The sequence below is a fragment of the Thermogladius calderae 1633 genome (genome assembly GCF_000264495.1).
Classification (GTDB): domain Archaea; phylum Thermoproteota; class Thermoprotei_A; order Sulfolobales; family Desulfurococcaceae; genus Thermogladius; species Thermogladius calderae.
This window is the reverse complement of sequence record NC_017954.1, coordinates 1,007,169-1,026,306: the sequence shown is the minus strand read 5'-3', so window position 1 is coordinate 1,026,306 and position 19,138 is coordinate 1,007,169. Positions and strand designations below refer to the sequence as shown.

Annotated in this window: 18 protein-coding genes; 13 read left to right on the top strand and 5 right to left on the bottom strand. The window is 59.8% G+C overall.

All coding sequences use genetic code 11. From position 1 onward, the window contains the following. Positions 1 to 31 precede the first annotated feature (31 nt). The 13 genes from TCELL_RS05615 to TCELL_RS05555 all read left to right on the top strand — a co-directional run bounded on the left by TCELL_RS05615 (position 32) and on the right by TCELL_RS05555 (position 13,494). The gene (locus TCELL_RS05615; protein ID WP_048163277.1) at positions 32 to 844 is read left to right on the top strand and encodes a hypothetical protein; all 813 of its coding nucleotides are present in this window, start codon (positions 32 to 34) and stop codon (positions 842 to 844) included. Between the two features lie 89 nt (positions 845 to 933). Next, on the top strand, positions 934 to 1,671 hold the full coding sequence (gene sufC / locus TCELL_RS05610) for a Fe-S cluster assembly ATPase SufC (RefSeq protein ID WP_338064502.1): 738 nt from the start codon (positions 934 to 936) through the stop codon (positions 1,669 to 1,671). Next, positions 1,661 to 3,064 carry a Fe-S cluster assembly protein SufB gene (sufB, locus tag TCELL_RS05605; RefSeq protein ID WP_014737764.1) on the top strand — a complete coding sequence of 468 codons (1,404 nt, stop codon included), beginning with the start codon at positions 1,661 to 1,663 and terminating at the stop codon, positions 3,062 to 3,064. The genes sufC and sufB overlap by 11 nt, the downstream gene beginning before the upstream one ends. Further along, the gene (locus TCELL_RS05600) at positions 3,061 to 4,086 is read left to right on the top strand and encodes a SufD family Fe-S cluster assembly protein (RefSeq protein WP_014737763.1); all 1,026 of its coding nucleotides are present in this window, start codon (positions 3,061 to 3,063) and stop codon (positions 4,084 to 4,086) included. The genes sufB and TCELL_RS05600 overlap by 4 nt, the downstream gene beginning before the upstream one ends. Before the next feature lie 80 nt (positions 4,087 to 4,166). Continuing rightward, complete coding sequence (locus tag TCELL_RS05595) at positions 4,167 to 4,910, top strand: hypothetical protein (RefSeq protein WP_014737762.1); 744 nt, start codon at positions 4,167 to 4,169, stop codon at positions 4,908 to 4,910. 70 nt (positions 4,911 to 4,980) lie between these two features. Continuing rightward, positions 4,981 to 7,338, top strand: coding sequence for a xanthine dehydrogenase family protein molybdopterin-binding subunit (locus TCELL_RS05590; protein ID WP_014737761.1), 2,358 nt, complete (start codon positions 4,981 to 4,983; stop codon positions 7,336 to 7,338). Positions 7,339 to 7,342: 4 nt separating this feature from the next. Then, positions 7,343 to 8,218, top strand: a complete 876-nt coding sequence (locus TCELL_RS05585; protein ID WP_014737760.1) for an FAD binding domain-containing protein — start codon at positions 7,343 to 7,345, stop codon at positions 8,216 to 8,218. Between the two features lie 5 nt (positions 8,219 to 8,223). Further along, positions 8,224 to 8,676 (top strand): (2Fe-2S)-binding protein, encoded by a 453-nt coding sequence (locus TCELL_RS05580; RefSeq protein ID WP_014737759.1) that lies wholly within the window; start codon positions 8,224 to 8,226, stop codon positions 8,674 to 8,676. Positions 8,677 to 8,758: 82 nt separating this feature from the next. Then, entirely contained in the window at positions 8,759 to 10,087 is a 1,329-nt protein-coding gene (locus TCELL_RS05575) for an ABC transporter substrate-binding protein (protein WP_048163272.1), read from the top strand. Positions 10,088 to 10,199: 112 nt separating this feature from the next. Continuing rightward, positions 10,200 to 11,075 (top strand): branched-chain amino acid ABC transporter permease, encoded by an 876-nt coding sequence (locus TCELL_RS05570; RefSeq protein WP_014737757.1) that lies wholly within the window; start codon positions 10,200 to 10,202, stop codon positions 11,073 to 11,075. Between the two features lie 6 nt (positions 11,076 to 11,081). Further along, positions 11,082 to 12,035: a branched-chain amino acid ABC transporter permease gene (locus TCELL_RS05565; protein WP_014737756.1), complete on the top strand. Its 954-nt coding sequence runs from the start codon at positions 11,082 to 11,084 to the stop codon at positions 12,033 to 12,035. Beyond that, positions 12,032 to 12,769 carry an ABC transporter ATP-binding protein gene (locus tag TCELL_RS05560; protein ID WP_014737755.1) on the top strand — a complete coding sequence of 246 codons (738 nt, stop codon included), beginning with the start codon at positions 12,032 to 12,034 and terminating at the stop codon, positions 12,767 to 12,769. Before TCELL_RS05565 ends, TCELL_RS05560 begins: the two co-directional genes overlap by 4 nt. 8 nt (positions 12,770 to 12,777) lie before the next feature. Beyond that, positions 12,778 to 13,494 (top strand): ABC transporter ATP-binding protein, encoded by a 717-nt coding sequence (locus TCELL_RS05555; RefSeq protein WP_014737754.1) that lies wholly within the window; start codon positions 12,778 to 12,780, stop codon positions 13,492 to 13,494. 5 nt (positions 13,495 to 13,499) lie between these two features. Here TCELL_RS05555 and TCELL_RS05550 read toward each other — a convergent pair whose 3' ends face one another. The 5 genes from TCELL_RS05550 to allB form a co-directional block, all read right to left on the bottom strand. After that, positions 13,500 to 15,401 carry a phosphoenolpyruvate carboxykinase (GTP) gene (locus TCELL_RS05550; RefSeq protein WP_014737753.1) on the bottom strand — a complete coding sequence of 634 codons (1,902 nt, stop codon included), beginning with the start codon at positions 15,399 to 15,401 and terminating at the stop codon, positions 13,500 to 13,502. Positions 15,402 to 15,444: 43 nt separating this feature from the next. Continuing rightward, on the bottom strand, positions 15,445 to 16,116 hold the full coding sequence (locus TCELL_RS05545) for a hypothetical protein (protein WP_014737752.1): 672 nt from the start codon (positions 16,114 to 16,116) through the stop codon (positions 15,445 to 15,447). Between the two features lie 4 nt (positions 16,117 to 16,120). Continuing rightward, a complete protein-coding gene (locus TCELL_RS05540; protein ID WP_014737751.1) occupies positions 16,121 to 16,534 on the bottom strand; it encodes a PPC domain-containing DNA-binding protein in 414 nt (137 codons plus the stop codon). Further along, a complete protein-coding gene (locus TCELL_RS05535) occupies positions 16,534 to 17,733 on the bottom strand; it encodes a pyridoxal phosphate-dependent aminotransferase (RefSeq protein ID WP_014737750.1) in 1,200 nt (399 codons plus the stop codon). Before TCELL_RS05535 ends, TCELL_RS05540 begins: the two co-directional genes overlap by 1 nt. Before the next feature lie 68 nt (positions 17,734 to 17,801). Then, positions 17,802 to 19,136, bottom strand: coding sequence for an allantoinase AllB (allB, locus tag TCELL_RS05530; RefSeq protein ID WP_014737749.1), 1,335 nt, complete (start codon positions 19,134 to 19,136; stop codon positions 17,802 to 17,804). Positions 19,137 to 19,138 lie beyond the last annotated feature (2 nt).

The window sequence follows — 19,138 nt, the reverse complement described above, 5'->3', positions numbered from 1 at the left end:
AGAACTCTACATAAGAGTAAAGGGGTCCTGTTTGGCTCTAAACATCAGCATACGGCAAGAAGACGTCGACTGCGTCAAGAGGCTCATGTCCAAGCCGTGCGAGTTGCTGAAGATGATACCCATCGTCTCCGACTGCTCCGTCTCGGGTGACACGGTGAGGCTCGCCTTCAGCGACGAGTTCTTTAAAGCCGTAGGAGTCTACACTGCTCTAGAGAAGACCGAGACCAAGATAGCCTTGTCTCTCGACTACCTGGAGGAGGGGGAGCCGAGGGCTAGGCTGACAGAGCTCTGGCTTACACTCGAGGGCAACACCCTCAGCATAGACTACAAGCTCGAGGCCGGGTTCAGGGTGAGGGGACAGGCTCAGAGAAACCTCGAGACGAGCTTGCTGGCGCTGCGAGGCGTAATCCCGGTAGTGTGCTCGAGGCTTGGACAGCCATTGGAGGAGAGGAGGCCCGCCCGCGAAGAGAGGCCCCCGCCACCGCTACCGCCCCCGCAACCGCCGCGAGCTGTACAACAGCCTCCGAGACCAGCGAAAGCCGAAGAGGTAAAGCAGCCGCCTCCCCAGCCTGCCGCCACGTTCAAGTACGACCTGTCCGACCCTAGGACCAGGGCGAGGCTCATGAGGGAGTCACGCTCTTTCAAGATCCTACCCGGCGGCGTCAAAGTAGAGCAAATAACCTCGAGCGAGCTCGTTAAAGGGACGTGGCTCGTCGTGGAGACCTACGCCTCGGGTAAGAGGTACGTGGTAGTCGAGAACGGAGTTGTACAGGGCCTCTTCTGCGATCAGGACTGTAGCGGCGAGCCGTTGACTGTCATAGCGTACGAAGTAGCCGGTTCCTGAGTGGGATTTGTCTATTTTCAAACTAACAACCCTTTCTCCACCAGTCCCACTAAGTTTATTAGGTTAACCAAACCTGACATTGCAATAGGGTGCTTACATTGCTGCTGGTAGAAAACGTTAGCGTCGAAGTGGGCGGTAAGCTGGTTGTCAGGGACGTCACCGTCGAGGTAGGGGACGGGGAGATAGTCGCTTTAATGGGGCCTAACGGTAGCGGCAAGACCAGTCTCGCCTACGCGGTTATGGGCCACCCGGGCTACAAGGTAGTGAAGGGGAAGGTTGTCCTGAACGGGGAGGACATCACCAGCCTCCCACCTTACGAGAGGGCCCGGAGAGGCTTGTTCCTCTTCTTCCAGAACCCAGTCGAGGTCAAAGGGGTCTCTCTAAGGGACTTGTTCAACGCCATCAACACTTCGTGGAGACAGATAGAGAAGGTCGACCCTCTACTGGAAGAGACAGCGGTTAAGCTGGGGCTTAAGAGGGAGCTCCTAGACAGGGGGCTGAACGAGGGGTTCTCGGGTGGGGAGAAGAAGAGGTCGGAGTTCCTACAGGCCCTCCTGTTGAAACCCAAGTGCCTGTTAATGGACGAGCCGGACAGCGGGCTCGACTTGGAGGGGGTGAGGCTCCTCGTCGACTACATGAACAGCGTTGTGAGGGAGGGGGCCTGCGTCCTCCTCATAACCCACTACCCTTCACTACTACAGCTTGTCAGGCCCTCCAGAGTCCTGGTGATGCACAACGGCGTCGTCGTGTCCTCTGGGGGAGTAGAGCTAGTGGACAAGATCGCAAGGGAGGGCTACTCCTCCGTGGTGTCCCAGAATGGGCTTTGACATCCGGGTTTTTGAGCTAGAAGAGCTCACGGGCGTCGAGTACAGGAGTAGAGTGGAGATAACTGGCAGGGTCAGCAGGGGCCTAGTAGAGGAGATCAGCAGGTCCAAGAAAGAGCCCGAGTGGATGAGGAGGCTCAGGCTCAGGGCACTAGATTATTTCGAGAAGGCCCCTGTACCGCAGTGGCTACCGTACATCCAGAGAATAGACCTCGACGAGATAACGACGCTCTACACGAAGCCGGACGTCGAGGTGGCGAGCGACTGGAGCGACCTCCCGGAGGACGTGAGGAGGATCTACGAGAGGCTGGGCCTACCCGAGACGTACGCCAAGTACCTAGCCGGGCTCACAACCGTACTCGACAGCGAGAGCGTCTTCGTGGGTATGAAGGACTTCCTGAGGAGGCTAGGCGTCGTAATGGTGCCGATGGAGGAAGCCGTCCAGAAGTACCCCGACCTGGTGAAGAAGTACTTCTCGAGGGTCTTCCCGTACACGGACCACAAGTTCGCCGCACTACACTACGCGTTGTGGAGCGGCGGCGTCTTCGTCTACGTGCCGAAGGGGGTGAGAGTCCCCTACCCGGTCGAGGCCTTCTTCTTCCTAGGGAAGGAGATGGAGGGGCAGTTCGAGCACTCGCTCATAGTAGCAGACGAGGGTAGCGAGCTGGTCTTCATAGAGGGCTGTAGCGCGCCCAGGCTTAGGAGGGAGAGCTTCCACGACGGCATGGTCGAGATATACGCCCACCCCTCATCAAGAGTCTCCTTCGTCACAGTCCAGAACTGGAGCAGGAACGTCATAAACTTCAACAACAAGAGGGCCGTCGCCGAGGAGAACGCCTTCGTGGAGTGGGTTGAGGGGAGCATCGGTAGCAAGATCACGGTGACCTACCCCTCCACCGTCCTCAGGGGCGAGGGAGCCAAGACCGTCTCGACCCTCCTCAGCATCAGCAACGGTGGCTACATAAAGGACACGGGCTCTAAGGTCATACACGCCGCTCCGAGGACCTCTAGCAGGGTGTTGTCGAAGAGTATCGTAGCAAACGGCGGTCTCAGCGTCTACAGAGGGCTCACTCAGGTCAACAAGGGGGCTGTAGGCTCGTTCAGCCACGTCGAGTGCGAGAGCCTGATACTCGACGAGAAGAGCGGGTCCTACACCTACCCGATCGTCCACCTGCTCGAGAGAGACGCCGACGTAGGCCACGAGGCCTCTACTCTCAGGCTGAGCGAGGACCAGGTGTTCTACTTGATGTCGAGGGGGTTGAGGAGGAACGAGGCCGTCTCTCTGGTAGTAAACGGCTTTGTCAGAGACGTACTCAGAAAGCTACCCTTCGAATTCGCCAGTATGCTGAAGAGAGTGGTCGAGCTGGAGTTCGAGGAGTACGGTGGTGTAGGTTGAAGGGCCTGCTCCAGGTTGTAGGCGACTCCCCGACAATAAAACACTACATCAACCCCTACGAGTACGCTAGGCTGGTCGAGGAGGCTTCTAGAGCGGACGGTATCGGCGGGCCCGTTGTCCGCGTGGAAGGCGCTAGGGTCACAGAGTCTCCAATACGAGGCGAACCCACGGGTGAGTGTAGTAGTGTCTACTGTCTACTCCACGAGAAGTACGAGTCGGGCCGGTACGATATAGAACTCGGAGGTGCACCGGGCAAGGCTGTGGTAAACGTAGACTCCAGTAACCTGTTCTCGGCGGTAGGACTCAACCTGGTAGCCAGTGGTAGCGGGCTGTACGTGTTGGAGTTGAACCTCAACTCGAAGGGGTCTCTCAGCCTGTCTCTGACACTAGACGCTGGGCCAGGGTCTAGACTCCTGCTGAGAGTTAAGGCCGGGGAAGGTCCGGCGAGCTATCTCCGGTTAGTCTCTAGACAAGGCTGTTGCGCGAGCGAGAGAGCCCAGTTGGTCGAGTCCACCCGCGTCCTGAAAGTCGAAGAGCTCGTCTCAGTAGACTCGTCGACGCTCAACGAGAAGACTGTTGTTTTGGCTCTAGGGAGGAGCGTCGTAGACCTCGACATCTATGGGCTCGCGAGAGGCGTTGGCCCGGCTCTCCACGTGAGGCAACTGCTCGTAAGCCTAGACGAGTCCACGGCTGTGGCCAGGGGCACTCTCGTAGCCGAAGAGGGATCCAAGGAGGGCTCGCTCGTCTACGGTATCGAGGCCCTCCAACTCGGGGGCTTAGCCTTCATGCAGCCGAGGCTAGAGGTAAAGACGAACAACGTCGCGGAGGCCAGGCACTACGCCAGGAACGTCAAGTTGAGTACCGAGCAGCTCTTTTACCTGGCCTCGCGTGGGCTCGACCTACGGGAGGCAAGTATGCTGTTTGTGAGAGGGCTAGTGAAGGAGGGGCTCAACGACGCCGCGCTCTCAAACACTCTGGTGGAGGAAGTGTTGAGACGCGTTGCCCCACACCTCGAGGCTTAGTTGAGCTGACTATTTAAAATCCTTCGCCCATATTACTACATAGTTTGCTTAGTCGAGAAAAGTATGTCAGCGTTGTCTAGATGATGTCCACTCAGATAGAGGTAGGCAGGTGCCCGCCCAGCTTCGTGGACTACTTGATACTAGAGCCCTGCTTATTCCTCGGGATACTACCCGTGGTGTCCTCCTGCGAGATATCTGGTGACAGTGTAAGCGTGAAGTTCTCTAGGCCGGTAGACCACGCGTGCGAGTACAAGCTCTGGCAGGAGCCCCGGGGCTGGAAGATAGAGCTTAGAAAGGGCCCTGAGCCGAAGACGAGCGCCTACCTGGGGTGGCTGAGGCTCTACTACCTCGGAGGCGCCTTCTTTAAGTTAGAGTACGAGGTCGCTGGGGGCTTTTTTGCCAAGAGGGAACTGGCCAAGGTCTACTCGACCCTGTTCTCCAACTACACCGCCCTAGCCGAAGGGAGGTGCCGTAAAGTCGACATCGCCGACAGGCTTAGGTCCCCTAGAGTCCCACGAGTGGAAGTAGAGGAGAAGCCTTTCTGGGAGACGATGCCAGTGGACATCAAGGTAGACCTCTCTCTCGCACTGGTTAGAGCCGAGTACTTGAGGGAGGTCGAGCTGGTTCACGCCTCGGACGGGCTACCTAAAGCCCACTACTTGGCCAGCAAGGTCAAGTCAGGCGAGTGGATGGTCGTGGTGGTCTACCCCAATGGGAGGGAGTACATACTTATATCTAACGGGGTTGTAGTGGGGCGTTACCTGGAGGGGGCCAAGGGCACAGTCGTACAGTCGGTCTTCTACAAGCTTAGGACGTCTAAGTAGTTCGAGACGGGTGAAAAAGGAAAGGTTATTATTCTACGGGGCCTAGACTTTATATCAGAGGGCTCCTCGTTTGTCCCTGGAGGACCCATACTCTATACTCGAGAAGTACCTGTCAGCAGAGTCGTACTTCGTAGTGGGCAGAGAGTTCACGAGGGTCGACGCGCTGGAGAAAGCCCTGGGGAGAGCCCTGTTCACAGAGGACTACTTCGTGAAGTACGTGTACGGGAACGCGCTTTTCGTAAAGCAGGTGTTGAGCCCGCACCCACACGCGAGGATCAAGGGGCTCCACTTAAAGGAGGCGCTCGACGTCAGCGGGGTCAGGGCCGTAGTAACGCACAGGGACATACCGGGCGTCAACCAGGTCGGCTACGCTCTTCCCGACCAGCCCCTGCTAGCGGAGGGGAAGGTCAGGTACGTCGGCGAGGTCGTGGCCCTCGTCGCTGCCGAGTCTTGGGAGAGGGCTGTGGAGGCGTCGCAGCTCGTCAGAGTCGACTACGAGCCTCTGCCCTACGTCCTCGACCCGCTTGAGGCCATGTCGAGGAGCGACGTGCTAGTACACGAGGAGGCCGGGTCGAACATCGCGTTCAGGACAAAGGTGAGGAAGGGCGACGTCGAGAGAGGGTTTAGCGAGGCCGAGGTCGTCGTAGAGAACGAGTACAGGACCCACCACCAAGACCACGCCTACCTGGAGACAGAGGCCGCACTAGCGATCCCGGACTCGGAGGGGAGGGTGACGATAATAGGCGCGGCGCAGCACCCCCACCTCGCCAGGGATATCACTGCGAGAGTCCTAGGCCTGCCAGCCAGTAGGGTTAAGGTAGTTGTCCCCTACCTGGGCGGCGGGTTCGGCGGGAAGGACGACGAGGGGCCTCTCACGGTCGCGAAGGCCGCTCTAGTGGCCTACCTCACGGGGAGGCCGGCCTTCATCGTCTATTCGAGAGAGGAGTCGATCAAGGTCCACCCGAAGAGGGAGGCTACCATAATACGGTACAAGAGCGGCGCGAACAGGGAAGGTAAGCTGACGGCGATCGACGTGACGATCATACACGACACCGGCGCGTACGCTAACAGGGCGCCTTTCATACTGTGGAGGGCCACGATGCATGCCTCTGGTCCCTACGAGGTGCCTAACGCGAGAGTGGACGGCTACGCCGTCTACACGAACAAGGTGTACCAGGGGTCCTTCAGGGGCTTCGGCAACCCCAGTGTACAGTTCGCGGTCGAGAGGCAGATGGACCTGCTAGCCGAGAAGCTGGGGCTAGACCCGGTGGAGTTCAGGCTGAAGAACATCCTCAGGCCCGGCTCCAGGACTCTCACAAACCAGGTGCTAGACCACTCGGTCGGCGTGGGAGAGGCGCTGGAGAAGGTCTCCGCGAAGTCCGGGTGGTCCCAGAAGAGGAGGGAGTACAGCGAGTACAACAAGAAGGACGGCAGGTGGAGGAGAGGTATAGGCGTGGGCGTGGCCTGGCACGGCATAAGCACTTCGAGGGGCGTCCCCGACTGGTCCAACGCCGTGGTGAAGGTGGAGAAGGACGGATCCGTCACGGTGTACACGGGGATAGTCGAGATGGGCCAGGGGAGCCCGACCAGCTCGCACGTCCAGATAGTCTCAGAGCTACTGGGCGTCCCACCCGAGAACGTCAGGGTCGTCTTCGGCACCACCGAGGCCCCGGACACGGGGGCTACACACGCCTCGAGGGGGACCGGGATTGGCGGTATAGGTGTCGAGGTCGCGGCGGGGAGGATAAGGGAGAGGCTCGCCAGGCTCGCCGGCGACGTACTCGGGGTAGAGCCCGACAAGCTCGTCTTCAGGGACGGGAGGGTCTACCAGAGGGACAACCCGGAGAGGTACGTGAGGTGGGTGGACCTCGTGAGGGAGGCCTACGCCAAGGGCGTAGAGCTCTCTGCTACCGGCTACTTCTTCCTACCCAAGGGCAAGTTCGACGACACGGTTGGGCAGGGCTTCGCCTACCCGGCTTTCAGCTACATCGTGGTGGTGAGCGAGGTGGAGGTGGACACGGAGACAGGAGTCGTCAGGGTCTTGAGGGTGTGGCCGGCACTCGCCTCCGGTAGGATCATAAGCCCGGTCCAGGTCGAGGGGCAGGTCGAGGGTGCTGTCGTGCAGGGTATAGGCTACACTCTCTACGAGCAGCTCGTCTTCGACGAGAAGGGCTCAATACTAAACGCGGACTTCACGGACTACGTTATACCCACGGTCATGGAGGTGCCGGAGGTCGAGAAGCCGATCTACGTGGAGGACGTCTACAAGTACGGTGCTATGGGTGCTAAGGGGGTGGGCGAGATGGCGCTCATACCGATCCCGGCGTCTATCGCCAACGCTGTCTCCCACGCGCTCGGCGTCAACGTGACCAGGCTTCCCATCACCCCGGAGTACGTCCTGGAGCTGACAGGCTCTCTGAAGAGGTGATAGGATGTTCTACAAGTTGCCCTCCTTCGAGTACTACAGGGCTGGGAGCGTCGAGGAGGCTGTAGAGCTAGCTAGCAAGCTGGGCGACTACAAGTTTCTGGCTGGGGGTACAGACCTGCTAGTAGACCTGAAAATAGGGCGCTACAGGCCGAGGGCGGTCATCGACCTGGGCGGCTTGAGGGAGCTCAGGTACGTAGTCGACGAGGGCTCCAAGGTAAGGATCGGCGCCTTGACGACCCTGGAGGAGATTCTGAGGTCCGACGTGGTCAAGGAGAAGCTACCACTACTCCACCAAGCCGTGTACAACATGGCTAGCTGGCAGATCAGGAGCGTCGCCACGATCGGCGGGAACATAGCGAACGCCTCGCCCGCCGCGGACACAGCCCCGCCCCTGCTCGTCCACGACGCTGTCGTGAAGCTGAGGAGTCCCGGCGGGTCGAGGTCTATTAACCTAGGGGAGTTCGTGCTAGGCCCGCGTAAAACAGCAATGGAGACCGGTGAGATGATCGCCGAGTTCGAGGTCCCAGTGGTAGAGGGGCTCAGCGAGTACTGGGCCTACAGGAAGTTCGGCCGGAGAAGCGCCTTCACGCTCTCTGTAGTAGGGCTGGCTCTAGGGGTCGAGGTCAGACCAGGGGGAGAGCTGAGGTTCAGGGTGGCCTTGAACTCCGTGGCGCCGAGGCCTGTAAGGGCTGTGACTGTAGAGGCGTACTTGAACGAGAAGGGGTTGAGCGACGAGTCCATTGAAACGGCCTCGAGGCTAGTCCAGCAGGACATATCGCCGATCACGGACGTAAGGGCCACGGCGGAGTACAGGAGGCACCTCGCCTCCACTCTACTCAAGGACGCCTTGAGGGAGGTCGCAGGGAAGCTCAGGAGGTGAGGTGTGTGAGGGTCTCTTTCAAGCTGAACAACCAACCCGTTGAGGTGGACGTCGAGCCCAACGAGGTGTTGCTTGACACCCTCAGGCTCAGGTTGAAGGTCACGAGCGTGAAGAGGGGGTGTGAGAGAGGAGAGTGCGGCGCCTGCACCGTCCTGATCGACGGCGAGCCCGTGTACTCGTGCCTAGTCCTAACGCCGCAGGTCGAGGGCAGAGAGGTGGTGACGCTCGAGGGGCTCCAGGGGGACGAGCTGGCGGGGAGGATAGTCAAGGCCCTGGTAGAGGAGGGGGCTGTCCAGTGCGGCTTCTGCACGCCGGGCTTTGTCCTGACCGTGTACGCAGGGTTGAAGAAGGGGCTGATAAAGACCTTGGAGGACGCCAAGAAGGCTATCGAGGGTAACCTGTGCAGGTGCACCGGCTACGTTAAGATCCTCAGGGCTGTCTCAAGGCTAATCAAGTGAATCAACGCGATTAAACAGTTTTCCCACTAAAGTTTTTATTTCACCATACTACACATATATGTATAAGGAGTGGGTCGGTTTTATGGCTAGTAAACCCTCTCGAACCCCCTTAATAATCGCCATAGTGGTGATCGTAGCGATAGTTGCGGCTGCGCTGGGCTACTACATTTACACCTCGAAGCCCGGTCCGACACCTTCCCCGTCTCCAACCCCTACCAAGGTTAAGATTGAGAAGGTCGTCATCGGCGTTGTCCAGCCCTTGACGGGCCCTTACGCTATATTCGGTAGAGAGGCGGTCGACGCCGCCAGGCTTGTCGTGGACATAATCAACAACGAGCTAGGCGGGGTTAGGTCGCTCGGGGGCGCGAAGCTGGACATCGTGGTCGAGGACGCTGGTACGTCGCCCGAGTCCGCTAGGCTGGCGGCGGAGAAGCTGATCTCGCAGTACCACGTCCCCATAATATACGGGGCGTACATCAGCAGGTTCACGATGGCGATGGGTACTGTGACCGAGCAGAACAAGGTCATCCTGGTGACGGACGCCCTAGTAGACGACCTGGCTAACCAGGGCTGGATGTACTTCTTCAGAGTGGCCCCCAGAGCCAGCGCTCACGGAGTCTCGGCCGTGGACTTCGTCATGGATATGGCTAAGAAGTATAACGTGACCATTAGGACAGCCGTGATCATCAACGAGGACTCAGTGTTCGGGACTACGGTTAGCAACGGAGCCCACCTCCAGCTAGTGAAGTACGGCGTGGAGGTGTCGTCGCACATAACCTACCCGTACGACATCACGGACATGAGCCCGATCATAGACCAGATCAAGAGGTTGAACCCTGACATCATAATAGCTGTCCCCTACTTCAGCGACGGGGTCCTGTTCGCAAAGACGGCGAAGGCCGCCGGGCTGAACCCCAAGTTCATAGCCGGCGCCGGCGCGTGCGGCTTCACGGACCCGGACTCCATTAAGGCGGCCGGCGACGCCGTCCTGTACTACACCAACACCTACAGTTACAACCCGGCGAAGCCGACGGAGTGGAACAAGAAGCTGGTCAGCGAGTTCATGAGGAGGTACGGTAAGATGCCGACCGAGGCTGCCGGCGAGGTCTTCTACTCCTTCTTCACGATCTACGAGGCGCTCGAGAAGGCCGGCCAGATGTTCCCGGACGACCCGTTGAACCCGGACCACTTGAGGCAGGCCTTCCTCAGCCTAGACCTGAACGAGAGCAACAGCATAGCCGCCCAGCTCTACCCGACGGGCAGGATCAAGTTCGCGCCGAACGGCGAGAACCTGTACGCGGGTACAGCCGTACTACAAGTACAGTTGATAAACGGCACTCTAACACCTGTCGTTGTGTGGCCTCAGCCACAGGAGGGCGTCCAACCCGTATTCCCTAGACCCGGTAGCTGATTTTTTTTTTACGTCCCCGACTGCTCCCTAACCAAGCCAATTTTATTAAGAATCGTCCCACACCTATATACAGAGGACACATCCGTACACGCACGTACGGGGTGTTGTATAGATGTCGGTTGGAGGAGTACTGATCGCCATCCTACAGCAGGTTATGGACGGTGTCTTCCTAGGCTTGTTCTACGCGATAGTAGCCTCAGGCCTAGCCCTCATATTCGGGGTCATGGACATAATCAACTTCGCCCACGGAGACCTAGTCATGATCTCGGCGTACTTCGTGTGGCTGATATCGACATACCTGAACATAGACCCTTTGTTGTCGATGCTCCTAGTGCTACCAGTATTGTTTGTGCTGGGGCTCGCGATACAGAAAGGGCTGATAAACCCTGTACTCGGCAAGGAACCCCTTATCCAGATAGCTGTAACGGTCGGGCTAGGTTTCGTGCTCCAGAACATAGCCCTAGGCTACTTCAAGGCCGAGCCGAGGGGCTACCCTAACCCCGTGTTCTCGGAAGGCCTAAGCATAGGGCCGTTCGTGATATACGAGTCAAAGGTGCTGTCGGCGGCCATATCGGTCCTCGTACTCTTCCTACTAGACCAGTTCTTGTCGAGGACTAAGCTAGGCCTGGCAATGAGGGCTGTTACAGACGATAGGTCTAGTGCCATGCTCATGGGCATCAACGTAGGGAGAGTCTACATGCTCACGTTCGCGATCGGAATGGTGTTGGTTGGGATCGCCTCGGGCCTGTGGATGGAGATGGGGCAGGTGTGGCCCTACCTAGGGACCTCCTTCAGCCTGGTCTCCTGGGTGGCCGTCGCACTAGCAGGGCTCGGCAGCATACGGGGCCTGGTCGTCTCGGCCGTGATCATCGGGATAGCCGAGTCTATGGGCAGCCTCATAAGCCCCTCGGTGAAGATGGCCGTGGTATACCTGATCTTCTTCTTCATACTGTGGTTTAAGCCGAGGGGCTTCTTCGCGAAGAGGTGAAGAGATGTGTTGACGAGGAGCACTCTACTCTCGATCGCCCTCTTCCAAGCCGCCCTACTGGCAGTGGGCTTCCTAGTGTCGGGGAACAACTACTACATGCTCTTACTGACCCAGGTAGCGCTGTTCGCGTCCTTCGTCGCCGCTTGGAACATCATCGGCGGCCTGACCGGGCAGCTGGACTTGGCTTCGAGCGCTTACATGGCTCTCGGGGGTATAGTGACCTCGCTCTTGTGGATGAGGCTCGGGCTACCGCCAGTGGTGGGCGTGTGGGCGGGCGGCGCCGTGGCCGCGGGTCTGGCAGTGTTGATCGGTATACCCACGTTCAGGTTCGGGGTCAGAGAGGTCTGGTACGCCCTGATGACAGCCTCCCTTGTCGTCATACTGAACAACTTGTTCAGGTACTTCATGGGCCCCTGGGACTTCTACTTGCCGAACAAGTGGGGCTGGCTGTACCTGAGGCCCAGGACCTACTTCGAGCTCTTCATCATAGTCGACGTGGTCTTGTTGGCGGTCATACTCGTCAACATCTACATCACGGGCTCCAAGATCGGCTACTACTTGAGGAATATAAAGGAGGACGAGCTCGTCTCCGAGGCTATCGGCGTCGACACGAGGCTCTACAAGCTGATAGCTCTAGCCATATACTCGTTCATAACGGGCGCGGCCGGGTTTTTACAGGTGGTCATATACTCGAGCTTCTCGTACAGGCTCTTCGACGCTGGGCTCGCTATAAGCATCGCTATAATGGGGATAATCGGGGGCCTAGGCTCTATTAGCGGGGCGATAGCGGCCGCCGTGGTCTTCAGGGCTCTAGGCGAGTACCTGCGTAGCACCCTGGGCGGGGTCTTCCCCGGCCTAGACCTCCTCCTCTACGGCGTGGCCCTGATAGTCGTCGGGATCCTCAAGCCAGAGGGCCTAGCCGGGCTTTTCAACCAGTTGAGGAGGTGGTGGAGGAAGTGAGCGGCCCGGAAGTCATCCTGAGGGTCGAGAACGTGACGAAGAGGTTCGGCGGTGTAGTGGCGCTCAACGACGTCACCCTCAGCGTGGGTAGAGGGGAGATAGTCGGCCTCATAGGGCCCAACGGCTCCGGTAAGACGACGCTGTTCAACTGTATCACCGGGGTGTACAAGCCTGACAGGGGCAGGGTGTTCTTCATGGGTAGGGACATAACCGGCCTACAGCCCCACGAGGTGGCGAAGCTGGGTATAGCCAGGACGTGGCAGAAGGTGAGGCCTTTCAGGAACCTGACCGTCCTAGAGGCCGTGACAACAGGGGCTCTCCTGAGGACGGACAGCGTGGAGGAGGCCCGTAAAACAGCCGTCGAGGTCCTAGAGTTGATCGGTCTACCAAGGGAGGAATGGGGGAGGCTGGGGAGCGAGATCACGCTAATGGAGCACAAGCTTGTAGACCTGGCTAGAGCCCTGGCCACCGGGCCCCAACTCCTCTTGCTGGACGAGATCGCCGCCGGCCTCAGGCCCCACGAGCAGGAGAGGCTGGCCGAGGTCATCAAGAAGGTGTGGAGCGACCGGGGCTTGACCATCGTAGTGGTCGAGCACGTCATGAGGTTCGTAATGTCCCTGAGCAAGAGGGTCGTGGTACTCCACGAGGGCAGGGTGATCGCCGAGGGCCCCCCAGAGGAGGTCGCCTCGAACCCCAGGGTGATAGAGGCGTACCTTGGTATCAAGCCCGTCTAGGTGGTCGGATGACCCGCCTACTCGAGCTTAGGAGGGTTAACGCGGGCTACGGCGAGTTCAAGGTCCTGCACGACGTCTCCCTCTACGTCGACAAAGGCGAGATAGTCGCCGTCGTAGGCCCCAACGGAGCCGGCAAGACGACACTACTCCGGACTATCATGGGCTACACCACGCTGTACAGCGGGAGCGTCGTCTTCAAGTCTGTCGACATCTCCGGCAAGAGAGTCCACGAGCGGGTGGCGCTGGGGCTCACAATGGTGCCGGAGGGCAGGGGGATCTTCCCTAACCTCACCGTCGAGGAGAACCTGCTAGCGGGGGCTTACCTCGAGAGGGACAAGTCGAAGGTGAGGGAGAGGCTCGAGCTCGTGTACAGCATATTCCCGAGGCTCAAAGAGAGGAGGGGCCAGCTAGCGGGCTCGCTGTCGGGTGGCGAGGCGCAGATGCTTGCGCTTGGCAGGGGGCTGATGACCTCGCCCATGCTGTTGTTGGTCGACGAGATGAGCCTGGGACTAGCGCCTAAGGTGGTACTAGCGCTCTTCGACCTCGTAGTGAAGCTGAACAAGGAGTACGGGCTCACGATGCTGGTAGTGGAGCAGCACGTCAAGAACGCACTGGAGATCTCGAGCCGCGGCTACGTCCTCGAGAACGGAAGGGTCGTGCTCGAGGGAGACGGCAGGAGCCTGCTATCTAACGAGATGTTGAAGAAGGCCTACCTGATATACTGAACAGACTACTTTTTGTCCAGCTGGAACGGGTCAATGTAGTCCCCGTACCTGAGCCTCGCCTCCTCGAGCCTCCTCAGCTGCTCCCTCATCACGTCGAAGAACACGGGGGGAGTGTCGGGGATCTTCTTGTACACCTCTACAACCCTGTTGACCCTCTCTATCTGTTTGGCCACCCTGACCTTGAACTGCTCCCTGTAGGCCTGCTCCGTGTACTCTTTTCCAAGCACGTCTCTGAACAGCTTGGCCAGGTCTTCGTAGACTGGTATGAGGCCCGTCGGCGACTCGAGAGCCTCCACGTCGCCGTGTACTCTCAGCTCTATCCACTTCAACCAGACCACTTTATCTGTCTTCTCGTTCAGGAACCTGCCCTCCTTGTCCCTGAGGAAGTAGTTGACGCTGTATATCTTGGGTAAGCGTGTCAACCTCCCCGCGAAGTCCAGGTGAAGCCTCAGGAACTCGCCGGGGGACACCGAGAGGAAGTCTAGTATGGCGTAGGGGTTGAACTCCTTGACCCCAACCTGGCCGAGGACCGCGGCCGTCCTCTCCGACTCGAGGGCGGCGGCCTTCGTCACGTTGCCGTGTACCCAGTCGAAGGCCTCCTCAACCGGGAAGTTCGTGTCCGAGTCCCTCCCGCCGAATATCATCGCCTCCACGGGGACGCCCAAGGGGTCCTCTATCCTCGGGTCCAGGTTCTTCAGGTACTTGAGGTACGTCGTGAACCTGGCGTTGGGGTGGGACGGGAGCACCTCCCTCCCTTTATCGTCCCTAAGCCCCGGCCTCCAGGGACCCGCGTAGTTCAACCCGCTCCTGGGGGGCTCGGGCCTCCCCCTCCACCAGACATCCCCGTCCTCCGTGAGGAGGACGTTGCTGAAGATCACCTCGGTCTCGGGGTCCAGGAGTATTCTGTAGATCTCCGGGTCGTCGACAGGGTTTATCCCGTCTATTATCCCGAAGGAACCCACCTCGGGGTTTATCGCCCTGGCCTCACCGTTGTAGGCGTGTATTATTGCCAGGTCGTCGCTGACGAGCGTGTCTGCCACTAGCGCGGTGGACGTCTTGCCGCAGCCGGCGGGGTAGGCACCCGTCACGTACGTCACCCGGCCCCCCGGCCCCTTGACCCCGACTATGAACATGTGCTCACAGAGGAACCCCTCCTTCTTGCCCTGGTTCACGCACAGCCTGAGCGAGAGCTTCTTCAGGCCCACCGTGTTCCCGGCGTACTGGGTGTTCACGCTGTAGACTATGTGGTCGTCGAGGTCTATGTATATCCTCCTCTTCTCGACGTTCTTGCTCCAGCCCAGCTCGTTCCTCTCACCAGTCGCGTGCAGGAACCTCATGTACTTCAGCCTACCGCCCCTCTCCACGAACACGCTGTAGCAGACCCTGTAAAGTATGTTCTCGCTGTGGGCCACGTACGCCGAGTCCGTTATCTGGACCCCGTAGAGGGAGAACGGCGAGTCCCTCGGCCCGAAGCAGTAGAACCCAATGTACATCGTGTTCCCTCTCATCACGCCCTTGAAGAGCTCCCTGATCTCGGCTAGGCCCCTCTCCCTCTCGAGCGTGTTCACCATGGCTATACTGTGCCCGGGCGGGACTAGTATCCTCGTGTTCTCCCTGTCTCTCGCTAGGTCGTATAGCCCGTCGAAGTGCACGGTCTTGTTCTTGTACTTCGTAGGGAGCTCCTCCCTGTTCTCTAGGGCACGCCTCTTTATGAACTCCAAGTCCTCAGGCGAGCCCGTGTTGACGTAGATCCTCTCCGGGTCGGCGGTCTCTGCCACGTCTGCGACCCAGCTGTGGAGGCGGGGGTCCGGGATCGCGAGGAGCCTCTCCAGGTGTTCCCTGTCGGCATACCTCCTAAGGACCTCGACGACCCTCTCGGATACCCCTCTAGGGAGTGCGGTGGGCATGTAGCACCCCTAGTTAATAAGTACTACACATATCCGTATATATCTACTCGAAAACAGGTATGTTGTGCGAGACGAGGAAGTCCATGTACTCCCGGTCCCTGACGAGCCTCCGATACGCCCTCGTCAGGTTCACGGACCTCAACAGGTAGTCGTTGAAGTACCTCAGGGAGAACTCCACGAGCCTACCGAACAAGTCCCGGCTCAGCTCCCCTAGCGCGAGTAGGGCGAGCAGGTCGAAGGGGGTTGGGACGACCTCCTCGAGGGCGGTGTAGGGGGCTCCAGGGTTCGCCTTGAGGGTCGCGTAGGCCTTGACGTAGTCGTCAACGACCGTGAACTCCCCCACCTCCCGCACCGGCTGGGCGCCTCTCCTGAACACTCGCACCCACTCCTCCAAGTCGGCTACCCCGTACACGTCGGCTCTAATGATGAGGGAGGCCGCATCAACGGCCCTGTACCTAGCCTCCTCGAAGTCCACTTCGCCGAGGTAGCACTCGACGCGCGGCGTGTTAGTGGAGGCGAGCAGGCCGAGGACGGGCCGCCAGACCCTAGCGAAGCTCGCGGGGACCCCCCTCTTCCTCAGGCTGTCCGGGCCTAGTCGGCGGGCGTCCTCGCACAGGGAGCCCGGGATTGGTACGGCAACCGACCCGCGCACACGCCTAATAAAGGAGGCCAGCTTCCTGTAGCCGCTCTCCGTGAAGGTGGTGAAGACGTACATGAGGCTAGACGTCCCTGTGGAAGAAAACCTCTCTCACCACGTCGCCGACCTCTACGAGGAACACCTCTAGAAACGGGTCGACTAGACCGCTGACCAGGTGGCCGGCGGCGCTACCCCTACGCCACGCCAGGTTGACGTGGAGGTGGACCGAGACGTGGCCGCTGCTCGTCACCAGGTAGTTGCCCAGCATCGGCGCCACCTCGAGCGTCTCGTCTGCGGCCGCGTCGAGCGTCTGTACAACGTACCTGCCGGCCCCCCTGTCGTAGACACCGAGCTCCGCGTGCTTCAAGCCCCCTATCGCCAGCACCAACCCTCCCCTCAGCCCCCTCTCGAGAACGGCGGTAGCGATGGCGTCCGGGACGAGGGAGTTCCTCTCCAGCCTGACGGGGTAGACCCCCTTAACAGCGTAGGCGGACACTAGGCCTCGCCCAGGTACTCCCCTATGAGCCTGACCCCTTCTTCAATAGTCTTCTCGTCGTTGGTGACAAAGGTTATCCTCAAGTGGTTGACACCGGACGGGCCGAATATGGAGCCCGGTAACGCTACCACGCCCTTCTCCTCCGCTAGTTTAACGGCCAGGTCGAGGTCGCTGACCTTCTTCTCGGCCAGGTAGCTGGAGAGGTCTGGGAACACGTACATGCTAGCCGTTGGCTTCACGACCCTCGCCCTAGGGAGGTACTTTCTCACAGCCTCGTAGGCGGCGTCCCTCCTCTTCCTGTAGATCGGGAGGACGTAGTCGAGGTACTTCTCCTTATACCCCTTCCTCAGGTACAGTGTCGCGAGCCACTGCATCGGTACCGGGGCCACGATGCCGAGTATCCCCTTGAGCTTCACCATCTCGCGGGCCAGCTCCTTGTTGAACGTGTAAACGTAGCCGAGCCTACCGCCCGGTATCGCGATGTCCTTGGAAAAGCTACCAATGTTCACGAGCACGTCGGGGTTCTCCACGTACTTCTCCAACCAGACGTGCTCCCCCTCGTACACCAGGTGCTTGTAGGCCACATCGTAGAGTATCCAGACGCCCCTCCTCGAGGCCTCCTCGGCAATGGCCTTCGCCACCTCCCTGCTTATCACCCTCGAGGTCGGGTTGTCGGGGCTGGCTAGGAGGACGGCCTTGACCTTCTTCATCTTGTCTAGGATACAGTCCACGCTCGGCTGGAACCCCGTGTCGACGCTCTCGCTACACCACTCGGCCTCCAAGCCGAGGAAGGTGAGGGTGTCCCAGTACATGCTGTAGCAGGGCTCTAGGAGCAGGACTCTGTCGTTGGGGTCCGTGGTAGCGTACAGCGAGAGGATGATGCCGTCCAGCCCCCCGGTCGTGACCACGATGTTGTCGGGCGGGACGTCCACACCCCCGTACTTCTTCAGGTCGGCGCTTATCTCCTCCCTCAGCTCCGGCAGCCCCTGGGTGGGGGCGTAGCGGAAGGCCGTGAAAGTGTTCTTCGACATGAACTCTATGAACTCGGCTAGAGCGCTAGCGTCCGGCGGTAGACCGGGCTGCCCCGCCGTGAAGTCTATGACCCTCCTCCCGCTCCTCCTCAGCTGGTCTGCGAGCGCTACGAGAACCCTGTGAGGCGAGGTCTTGATCGCCCTGCTCCTACGCGAGACACCCGTCATCAGACCACCCACGTGTTAGAATTCTTTTTGGATAATAAAATAAACCTACCAAATTGAAGATTACCTGCTCACCGAACCGGCCTGACCCAGGAGCCCACCGGTTTGCCTTCCACGACGCCGTCTCTAGCCACCACTACCCCCTTCAGTATCGTGTACTTCACCCTCCCCTTGAGCCTCCAGCCTATGTAGGGGGACAGCTTGTGCTTGTAGTACAAGTCCTCCTCCCTGACCACGTACTCCTCTCTCGGGTCTACGACGACGAGGTCCCCGGAGCTCCCGGGGGCTATCTCGCCCTTCCACGGCCAGAGCTTGAACAGCTTGGCGGGGTTCCTCGCCATTAGCAGGGGTATCCTCCTCACGTCGATGAAGCCCCTGAGCGCCAGGTCGAGCATGAGCGGGAGCAGCGTCTGTACACCGGGCATACCCGAGGCCGCCGACCATATGTCCCCGCTCTTCTCCTCGGGAGCGTGGGGCGCGTGGTCGCTACCAATAGTGTCGATAAGCCCGCTGTTCACCCCGCGGAGCAGGGCCTCGGCGTGGTCCCTCCCCCTTATAGGCGGGTTCACTTTGATTAGGGGGCCGTACTTCTCGTAGTCGTCCGCCGACAGGACCAGGTAGTGCGGGCAGGTCTCGGCGTACATGGAGACGCCCCTCCTCTTGAACTCCTCGACGGCCTCGAGCGCCTGCTTCGACGAGACGTGGACTATCAGAGACCTGCCCCCGGCGTGCTCCTGTATCGACCCTATCGTTCTAATGGCGTGGGCCTCCGCCAGAGGCGGTCTCGCCAAGTCGTGGAGGGAGGGCTTAGACCCCTGCGCCCTGTACCTCGCCGTGAAGTACTCGACCAGCTCGTGCGTCTCGGCGTGGAAGGCGACCGTGAACCCGTACTTCTCCGAGGACTCCATCACCTCCACGAGGCTCCCCAGCCTGGGCGGCGGTATGTTGCCGGTCGTGGGGCCTAGGAAGACCTTGAACCCCACGACGCCCGCGTCGAGCATCTCCCTTATCCTGCCCACGCTCCCGTCGTGGATGACCCCGTAGAGGGCGAAGTCGACGTAGGCCTTCCCCTGTAGAAGCCTGGCCTTCTCGGCAACTCTCTCGGCGGAGTCCACGGGTGGGAGCGTGTTGGGCATCTCGACGACCGTAGTCACGCCGCCTGCCGCAGCCGCCTTGGTACCGTGCTCGAAGTCGTCCTTGTAGGTCAAGCCCGGCTCGCGCATGTGGACGTGCTCGTCTACCACGCCCGGGAGGACGAGCATCCCGCCGGCCTCTATGACCTCGAAGCCGGGAGGCGCATTCAGCCCTCTACCGACCTCCTTGATCACCCCGTTCTCCACGAGGACGTCCGCCTGGTACACGTACTCGGGTGTTACGATTAGCCCCCCTCTCACGAGAACGTTCATAT